This window comes from Peptoniphilus sp. (assembly GCF_034090345.1).
In the GTDB taxonomy this organism is placed as follows: Bacteria; Bacillota; Clostridia; order Tissierellales; family Peptoniphilaceae; genus Peptoniphilus.
Window position 1 is genome coordinate 1 of sequence record NZ_JAXDSS010000037.1, and the last position, 9,451, is coordinate 9,451.

Below are 9,451 nucleotides of genomic sequence, written 5' to 3' on the forward strand. Positions count from 1 at the left end.
ACCAAACAAATTCATAATATTATTATTTTGCACTTATATGCACATCCTAAATTTGGTTTTAGTTATTTTAAGTTTAGGACTAAATGCATATAAGTGCAAATTTTTTATACAAAAATATCTGTTAGAGATTTACTCCCCAACGGATATTATAGAGCCTTTTTTCTTTGCCTAAAAGCGGAAAGGAGAACACATGGAAGAAGAAAAAAGAGAATTAAAAGCACCACCTAATAAACAGTTAATTATGGATATTGGGAAGACAAAATATACTGTAAACCTATATTTCAAGCAAGGTACAGGGGAAAAATATAAGGATAAAATACTAAAGTTAATCAAGAGAGAAACAGAGAAGATGTAAATTTATCAAAGAATTTTTGTTTATGTCCTTGACAAATCTTCCCAAAAGAATCCTTAAACTAGTAAATGAAAATAGCACTCACGTAATGCATACCCATATCAAGGGGAAAAGCGGAGCGACCCTTGACAGGGGTATGCATTATTTGTAAAAGACAATTACGCCCTTTGAAAATATTATTGGATGGTTTTATTGTCACATATGTTTGACAACTCTAGAAAGAATTAAGAATTCTAGAAAATTTATACTTGAAAGATTATTAAATTTTTGATAAAATGTTTTTTGTTCTAGGGGTATAGTTCAGTTGGTAGAACATTGGTCTCCAAAACCAAGTGCCGTGGGTTCGAGTCCTGCTACCCCTGCCATTAATCCAACCGTTATTTACTAATTTTTAGTTAATAGCGGGTTTTTTATTGCTAAGATTGGCAATTATAATGTAAACTGGATTTATTATGTAACTTAATAAAAAATATTTAATATAAGTGCGAAGTAATCTATAAAATGAAATTGATTTTTTATAATATTTACTATATATTATTTTAGAATGGAGTGGTAGTTTGAAGATATTATTCGATGCTAATGGAGGAGACAATGCACCTTTTGAAGTAGTAAAAGGAGCTATAGATGCAAGAAACGAACTTGGAGTTGAAATAGCTTTTGTAGGAAATGAAGATGCCATAAAAAGTTCGCTTAATAAATTAAATGAAAAAGCTGAAATAATAAATGCAAGCGAAAATATTGAAAACAATGAAGAACCTGCTTTTGCTCTTAGGAAAAAAAAAGACTCTTCTACAGTAGTTGGACTTAGTCTTTTAAAAGAAAAAAAATATGATGCTTTTGTATCGGCAGGAAGTACAGGCGCATTACTTGCCGGTGGCCTATTTATAATTGGAAGAATAGATAATGTAAAAAGAGCTGTGTTACCAACTTCTATACCTAATTTAAAAGGTTCTACATTGGTTATAGATTCTGGCGCGAATATGGATTGCAGTGAAGATTTATTATTACAATTTGCCAAGATGGGTGACCAATATTTAAAAATAAATGGAATCGAAAATCCTAGAATAGGACTTTTGAATGTTGGTGTTGAAGAACACAAAGGCAATACTTTAACAAAGGCTGTATATCCTCTACTTAAAGATTCAGGATTAAACTTTATTGGAAATGTAGAGGCAAGAGATTTATCTTTGGGAGTTTGTGACTTAGTAGTTTGTGATGGTTTTATAGGGAATGTACTTTTAAAGACTACAGAAGGTACAGCTTATTTTGTTTCTAAAATGCTTGAAAATTTGGTTGAAAATGCCAATTTATCATCAGAAATGGTGAAAGAAGTAGGTGGTTTAATGATGAAGGCTAAAAAATCTTTAGACTACAGTGAAATTGGAGGAGCGTTGTTACTTGGAATAAAAGAAATAGTAATAAAAGCACATGGAAGTTCTGATAGCAATGCTATTAAGAATGCAACAAAGCAAGCATTACAAGCATATGAAACAAAAATAGTTGAAAAAATAGGAGTAATTTTTAATAGGTGAGGAAATGAGAGAGAGAATTTTACAATTAATAGCAGATCAATTTGGAAGAGATGTAGATGAATTAGAAGAAGATATGACATTTGTTGATGATTTAGGAGCAGATTCTATAGATATAGTCGAACTTGTAATGAGTATTGAGGATGAGTTCTCTATAGAACTTGAAGAAGACCATTTAAAAGAATTATCAACAATTTCTGATGTCATTGAATACGCAAAAGAATTAAACTTTGAAAGTGAATAATAAAGATATTAAAAAATTATGTTCTTTAATAGATTATAATTTTAATAATGATTTATATTTAGAAACTGCACTTGTCCATTCATCGTATTTAAATGAAAATATATCTTATCAAAAAAATAATCAGAGGCTTGAATTTTTAGGGGATGCAGTTTTGGAACTTGTTATCACTGAAGAATTATTTTTAAAGAATTTGGATATGAGAGAGGGGAAATTATCTCAACTTAGAAGTAAAATTGTAAGTGAACAAGCTCTATATAAAATTGCTAAAGAAATAAAATTAGGTACGTTTATTAAATTTGGAAAAGGTGAGTACAAAACCGATGGAAATTATAGAGCTTCTATACTGGCAGACGCATTGGAAGCTTTGATAGGTGCTGTGTATTTAGATGGTGGACTTTCTAATGCTAAAAAAGTGGTATTAAACCTATGCCAAGAAAATATAAAGGCGGCTCTTTCTAATAAAATAAATATTGATTATAAAAGTTTACTTCAAGAGTTTTCTCAAAGAGGCTCAAGAAAAGAAGTAAAGTATATTTTAATAGAAGAAAAGGGACCTGACAACAACAAGACATTTTTTTACAATTTGGTTTTAGATGGGAAGCTATTAGCTAAAGGAGAAGGCTCATCTAAAAAGAAAGCTCAACAAATGGCAGCTAAAGAGTGTTTAATAAAATTAGGAGAGATATATGAGTAAAAAAAATATAATACCAATTTTTGTACCTCATGAAGGCTGCCCAAATGATTGTGTTTTTTGTAATCAAAGAAAGATTACGGGTATTTCTACTTCTATAACTGAAGAAGATGTTAGATATACGATTGAAACATATTCATCATATTTTAAAAATGATAATAAATTTGAAATAGCCCTCTACGGAGGGTCTTTTACTGCAATTGATATAGACGTACAAGAGAGGATTTTAAAATCAATAAATAAATATATTGAACCCAATAGATTTGATTCAGTTAGATTGTCTACAAGGCCGGATGCAATAGATGAAAAAAGGCTGAGTTTATTAAAAAAATATAATGTTAAAACAATAGAATTAGGAGTACAGAGTTTAGATAAAGATGTACTTCGACTTTCAAAACGTGGTCATAGTGTGGTGTCAGTTTATAAGTCAGCTGAGCTTATAAAAAAATTTGGATTTGAACTAGGGCTACAACAGATGTTAGGATTATATGGAGATAACCTTGAAAAAAGTATATACACAGCAGAAGAATTCATTAAAATAAAGCCTAAATTTATCAGAATATATCCTACACTTGTAATAAAAGATACAGAATTGGAAATGTTGTATAACTCAGGGCTCTATATGCCTCAGAGTGTTGAAGAAGCTGTAAATTGGATAAAGAAAATATTGCCTATGTATACTAAAGCAGGTATAGAAGTTATACGAGTTGGATTACAACCTACTGAGAATATACAGTTGGGGAAAGATGTTGTAGCAGGGCCATTTCATCCTGCTATAAGGCAATTAGTTGAAAGTGAATTGATAACCGAACAAATAATAGAGTTATTAAAATTTGAAAGTGTTAAGAGTATAAAAATTGTTGCATCAGGAAGAAATATTTCATTGATAGCTGGAAATAAAGGCGTGGGTAAAAAATATTTAATGGAAGTGTTAAATTTAGAAAATGTAGAAATGAAGATAGATAAAAATTTAAATGATCTAATTCAAATATTTTTTAATGAAAACAGTATATCATTTAAGGCTGGTGAGTAAATGATTTTAAAATCAATATACATACAAGGATTTAAATCTTTTTTAAATAAAACTAAAATTGATTTTAATAATTCAATAACAGCTATAGTTGGGCCGAATGGAAGTGGGAAAAGTAATATAACTGATGCAATCATTTGGGTTTTAGGAGAAACTTCTATTAAAAATCTCAGAGGAAGTAAGATGGAAGATGTAATTTTCTCTGGAACTGACAAGCGAAAGGCTACAGGATTTGCAGAAGTTAGTATAGTTTTTGATAATTCAGATAGAAGTATTCCTCTTGATTTTAGAGAAGTGCAGATAACAAGAAGAATGTATCGATCTTTAGAGTCTGATTTTTTAATAAATGGGGCTAAATGTAGATTAAAAGATATACGAGAATTATTTTTAGATACCGGTATAGGAAAAGATGGATATTCACTTATCAGTCAAGGGCAGATAGATAGGATCTTGAGTAATAAACCTGATGAGAGAAGACAGATATTTGAAGAAGCAGCTGGTGTTTCAAAGTTTAAACTAAGAAAACATGAAAGTGAATTAAAGTTAAAGAGGACTAAGGATAATATCCTTAGATTAAATGATATTTTATCTGAACTTGAATCCCGAGAAAAAGATTTAAAAAAAGCTTCTGAAGATGCAGCTATTTATTTAGAAAAAAGTAAAGAGCTTAAAAAGTTGGAAATAAATTCAGCGGCTTATGAGATTGTAGAATTAGATAAAAAAATTGATGAAGCTGAGCGGGAATTGGCAGAAAATGAAAAAAATTTATCCAACATTATCAAAAGTATAGAAGAATCTAAAGTAAAAATAGAAAATATTTCTTTAGAGAGTGAAAAAACTGAAGAAGAAGCAGAACTTGTCAGAAATGAACTAAAGGAATTTGAATTAAATATTCAAAGAGAAAAGTCTGAACTCGATGTTGTATTAGTGAAGTTGGAAAACTATACTAAAAATTTAGAAAATGACAAAAACTTGTTAAAGGAATTAGAAGATTCTTCAGTAAAAGCTGATTCTAGAATTTTAGAGTTAGAAAAAGATAAATCAGAACATGAATTTAAAATTGAAGAATTAAAAATTGAACAAAATGATTTTGTCAAAAAAATAGATAGTTTATCAGTTGAACTTAAAAATAAAGAAGAAGAAATAAATTTATATAATGTTGGAATAAAAAATATAGAGAATGAATTGTCAGCAATAAATTCAAAATTAAGTATTTTGAATGTTATGAAATCTGAGAAAAATAGTAGACTTGACAATATCAAAGAGAATTTAAAAACTTTATATTCTAATAATGAAGAAATTGAAGAATTAAGAGAAAGTGCTGAGGAAAAATATAACTCTATTAAAGAAAGTTTGAGTACTCTTAGAAAAAAATCAGAAGTAAGTAGAAAAGAAAGAGACAAAGCGAATAGTGAAGTGATTTCTAATTATAATAGTTTGCAAGAGTTACAAAAGAAAATTTCTCATACGGAAGCACAATATACAGCACTTAAAAATTTAAATAATTCTTTTGAAGGTTATAACAAAAGTGTAAAGAACCTTATGAATATAACTAAAAGAGGGGATTTTAAGCAAGAGATAGTAGGACCTGTTGCAGAGAATTTTAAAGTAAAAAAAGAATATGAAACAGCCATATCTGTTGCATTGGGTGGAGCTTTACAAAATGTAATTGTAGATAAATTAAACTCTGCTAAAAAAATAATAGAATATTTAAATATTCAAAAGATGGGGAGAGTCACTTTTTTACCTATTGATAGTATGAAGTTTAAACCATCTGGTGATGTTCCTGAAAATAATAATATATTGGGATTGGGTTATGAGCTTATAGAATTTAAACCTGAATTTGAAAATATATTTAAAAGCCTATTAGGAAGAACATTGATTGTTAAAGATTTTGCTTCAGGTACAAATATTTCTAAACAGTTTGGAGCTAGATATAGAGTTGTAACTTTAAGAGGGGACAGTTTTAATATAGGTGGCTCTGTAACTGGAGGAAGCTTAAATAAATTTAGTTCTGAAATAATATCTAGAAAAAATGAATTAGATGAGTTGGAAAAACAAATTTTGAACTTATTAAATTCGCAAAAGCAGCTTGAAATTCAATATGATAAGTCTAAACAAAATTTAAAAAAGATTGATGAAGGGATAGATTCAGACGCAAAAGAAGAATTAGCTTTAAGCCAAGAGATAATAAAAGTTGAAAATAATTTATCCGGATTGATAAATTCTGTTAAATCAAACCAAATTTATATTGAAAAATATAAAAAAGAAGAGGTTGAACTTACAAAACAGATAGAAGAAGATAAGTTTACATTTGAAGAATTATCAAATAATAAGGAAAAACTTAACCAAAAAATTAATGAAAAAAGTTTGGATATAGATGACGAAAAGTTTAAAATTTTAAAAGAAGATTTAGAAAAATTAAAAGAGAAAAAATTTCAATTAACACTTACCATAAATGATTTTGTTTCAAAGATAACTTCAATTAAGAGTGAAATAGAATTTATAAAAACTTCAGAGTATAATGCTGAGATAAATCGAAATAATATAAAAAATAGCATTATTAATGCTAATTTAGAAATAGAAATACTGAATCAAAAAATATCAACTTCAAATATAGATATTGAGGCCATATCTAATTCAAAATCTGAAATTGAAAATAGAGTTATTTTAGTTGAAGAAAAAAGAAAGAAAAACAATTTAGAATTAAAAGTTAATAGACAAGAATTGGAAGATTATCAAGAAAAGCGCATTATCTTAGAATCAGAAGTGGCTAAAGTGGGTTCTAAAATAGATAGAGTTAAGGATAGAATTTCTATAATAAAAGAGCATATTTTTGAAACTTATGGGATAGTTGAATTTGATGATGTATCAGAAGATTTTAAAATTTCTAAGTCAAAAATTAATGAGTTAAAAAGAGAGATTGAAAGTTTGGGGGCTGTAAATCTTGGAGCGGTTGAAGAATATCAGCTAATCGTTGAAAGGCTGGGATTTACTAGAGACCAAATTAATGATATGCTTGAATCTCAAAAAGAGATAGAACAGATAATATCTAAATTAGAGTCAGAAATGAAAGTTTTATTTTCTAATACTTTTAATAAAGTCTCCAAATACTTTGAAGAAATTTTCAAGGTATTGTTTAATGGAGGAAGAGCCAAAATTGAACTTGAAGATACTGCATTAGAAGGTGGGATAGAAATAAAAGCTGAGCCTCCTGGTAAAAAATTGCAATCATTATCTTTATTATCAGGTGGAGAGAGAGCTCTTACTGCGGTTGCACTTTTATTTGCATTGTTAAAAGTGAAACCAGCTCCATTTTGTATATTGGACGAAATAGATGCTGCCTTAGATGATGCAAACATAAAAAAATATGCGGATTATTTAATGACATTGGAAGATATTCAATTTATAATTATTACACATAGAAAATTGACCATGGAAATAGCGAATGTTTTATATGGTGTTACTATGGAGGAAAAAGGTATTAGCAAAATAATTTCTGTTAAGCTCGATTAGGGGGAAACTATGTTTAAGTGGATAAAAGATAAATTTAAGGGAAATAAAGCTGAAAATATTGAAGAAATAGATTTAAAAAAAGATATAGTTAAAAATACTGATGTGAATGTTGAAGAAAATAAAGAAGAAGTACCTACAGATTCTGTAGAGGAAATTCCCAGTTTGATTGAAATTGAAGATTATAAAGAAGAAATTAAAACAGTTGAAGAAGTAGAAGGACCAATATCAGTAGATAATTCAAATAAATTTTTAGATGAAAAAATAGAAGAGATAGTAGAGGAAGTTGAAGATTTTAATAATGTTGAAGAACCATTAGAAGAAATTATTTCAAATAAAAATGAATCCAATGATATAGTTCAAGAATCTGAAGAAGAAAAATTGGTTTTTGAAGAAATAGAAGAGAAACCTAAATTTAATTTATTCAAAAAATTAAAAGATGGTCTTTCTAAAACAAGACAAGAAATGGGCGTAAAAATAAACACTATTTTGGGAGCCTATGTAAAAATAGATGATGAATTATTAGAAGATTTGGAAGATATATTAATTTCAGCAGATATAGGTATGGAAACGACAATGAAATTAATTGATAATCTTAGAGAAACTGTAATTCAAGAAAAGATAAATGATACTAGTAAAGTCATTCCTCTATTAAAAGAAGAAATTAAAAAAATTATGAATCCAAACTTAGATTCTACAATAGAAACATCTAATCAGACTGTTATATTAGTTATAGGCGTAAATGGAGTTGGTAAAACTACTACAATAGGTAAATTATCTTCAAAATTGAGAAGCGAAGGTAAGAGCGTTCTAATTGCAGCGGCAGATACTTTTAGAGCGGCAGCAATAGACCAGTTAAAAACTTGGGGGAATAGAGCAAACGTAGATGTAATAAGCCATTCAGAAGGTGCTGACCCAGCAGCTGTAATATATGATGGGATAAGCGCTGCAAAATCAAGAAATGTAGATGTATTGGTTTGTGATACTGCTGGGCGACTTCATAACAAAGCTAATTTAATGAAAGAATTAGAAAAAATCAATAAAATTATCTCTAGAGATTTTCCAAATGCAAAAAGAGAAACACTTTTAGTATTAGATGCGACTACAGGGCAAAATGCACTTAGCCAAGCTAAGCTATTTAAAGAAGCTGCAGATATTACTGGGATTGTTTTGACTAAACTTGATGGTACAGCAAAAGGTGGAGTAGTAATAGCACTACAAAGTGAGTTAGGTATACCTATAAAATTAGTAGGTGTAGGAGAAAAAATAGAAGATTTACAAAAGTTTGAAATGGATTCATTTATTGATGCCATTTTAGAGTGAGGCGCAATATGTTCAGTAGACCATCTAGAATTGAAATAGATTTAGATAAACTTGAAAGAAATATAGAAGCTATAAGAAGTCATATACCTGAATCAACTAAGATTATAGCCATAGTCAAAAGTAATGCTTACAGTATGGGGGATGTCGAGATAGTAAGACATTTAACAGAAATTGGGATTTCTAACTTTGCAGTAGCGGCTACATCAGAGGGAATAAGAATAAGACGTGAATTTAAAGATGTTGAAATCTTAGTATTAGGATACACACCAGAATATCTATACGAAAGTTCAATAAGAAATAATTTGACTTTTACAGTGTATAGCTATGATACAGCTGAGAAGATAAATGAAGTATCAGAGAAAATAGGTATGGCTACTAATATTCATATAAAATTAGATACAGGTATGAATCGTTTAGGGTTTAAACCAACAGATGAAAGTTTAGTTGAAATTGAAAATATTTCAAAACTACCTAATATTAATATAACTGGTATTTTTTCACATTTTGCTGATTCAGAAAAGAATCCAGAATTTACAAAAAAACAATTTTCAAAATTTATTGAGTTTACAGAAAAGTTAGAAGCTAAAGGCATTGAGCTTGGTATAAAACATATAAATAATACTGGTGGAGTATTTTTATACCCAGAATATTCATTAAATGCAGTTAGACCCGGTATAGCTATATATGGGACACATGATGGGGATATAGAAGAAGCATTAAATTTTGGATTAGAATTTATCGCCAGTATAAAATCTGAAGTTGCTCATGT

Annotated in this window: 8 protein-coding genes and 1 tRNA gene; all 9 read left to right on the top strand. The window is 28.8% G+C overall.

Annotation, left to right across the window (positions count from 1 at the left end; genetic code table 11):
• Positions 1-190: 190 nt before the first annotated feature.
• Complete coding sequence (locus SOR77_RS02980) at positions 191-355, top strand: transposon-encoded TnpW family protein (protein WP_320635707.1); 165 nt, start codon at positions 191-193, stop codon at positions 353-355.
• Positions 356-641: 286 nt separating this feature from the next.
• Positions 642-717, top strand: a tRNA-Trp gene (locus tag SOR77_RS02985).
• A 192-nt stretch (positions 718-909) separates the two neighbouring features.
• Positions 910-1,884, top strand: coding sequence for a phosphate acyltransferase PlsX (gene plsX / locus SOR77_RS02990; RefSeq protein ID WP_320635708.1), 975 nt, complete (start codon positions 910-912; stop codon positions 1,882-1,884).
• A gap of 4 nt (positions 1,885-1,888) precedes the next feature.
• Positions 1,889-2,125, top strand: coding sequence for an acyl carrier protein (gene acpP, locus SOR77_RS02995; protein ID WP_320635709.1), 237 nt, complete (start codon positions 1,889-1,891; stop codon positions 2,123-2,125).
• Positions 2,118-2,819 carry a ribonuclease III gene (gene rnc, locus SOR77_RS03000; protein ID WP_320635710.1) on the top strand — a complete coding sequence of 234 codons (702 nt, stop codon included), beginning with the start codon at positions 2,118-2,120 and terminating at the stop codon, positions 2,817-2,819. The genes acpP and rnc overlap by 8 nt, the downstream gene beginning before the upstream one ends.
• A complete protein-coding gene (locus SOR77_RS03005; protein ID WP_320635711.1) occupies positions 2,812-3,849 on the top strand; it encodes an elongator complex protein 3 in 1,038 nt (345 codons plus the stop codon). Before rnc ends, SOR77_RS03005 begins: the two co-directional genes overlap by 8 nt.
• Positions 3,850-7,362 (top strand): chromosome segregation protein SMC, encoded by a 3,513-nt coding sequence (smc, locus tag SOR77_RS03010; protein WP_320635712.1) that lies wholly within the window; start codon positions 3,850-3,852, stop codon positions 7,360-7,362.
• 9 nt (positions 7,363-7,371) lie between these two features.
• On the top strand, positions 7,372-8,682 hold the full coding sequence (gene ftsY, locus SOR77_RS03015; protein ID WP_320635713.1) for a signal recognition particle-docking protein FtsY: 1,311 nt from the start codon (positions 7,372-7,374) through the stop codon (positions 8,680-8,682).
• 8 nt (positions 8,683-8,690) lie between these two features.
• On the top strand, positions 8,691-9,451 hold a 761-nt coding region (gene alr, locus SOR77_RS03020), incomplete at its 3' end, for an alanine racemase (protein ID WP_320635714.1).

Bases quoted from the DNA above. Each gene is read 5' to 3' on its own strand.
- SOR77_RS02980 (WP_320635707.1), top strand. From the start codon at position 191: ATGGAAGAAGAAAAAAGAGAATTAAAAGCACCACCTAATAAACAGTTA.
- acpP (WP_320635709.1), top strand. From the start codon at position 1,889: ATGAGAGAGAGAATTTTACAATTAATAGCAGATCAATTTGGAAGAGAT.
- SOR77_RS03005 (WP_320635711.1), top strand. From the start codon at position 2,812: ATGAGTAAAAAAAATATAATACCAATTTTTGTACCTCATGAAGGCTGC.
- smc (WP_320635712.1), top strand. From the start codon at position 3,850: ATGATTTTAAAATCAATATACATACAAGGATTTAAATCTTTTTTAAAT.
- ftsY (WP_320635713.1), top strand. From the start codon at position 7,372: ATGTTTAAGTGGATAAAAGATAAATTTAAGGGAAATAAAGCTGAAAAT.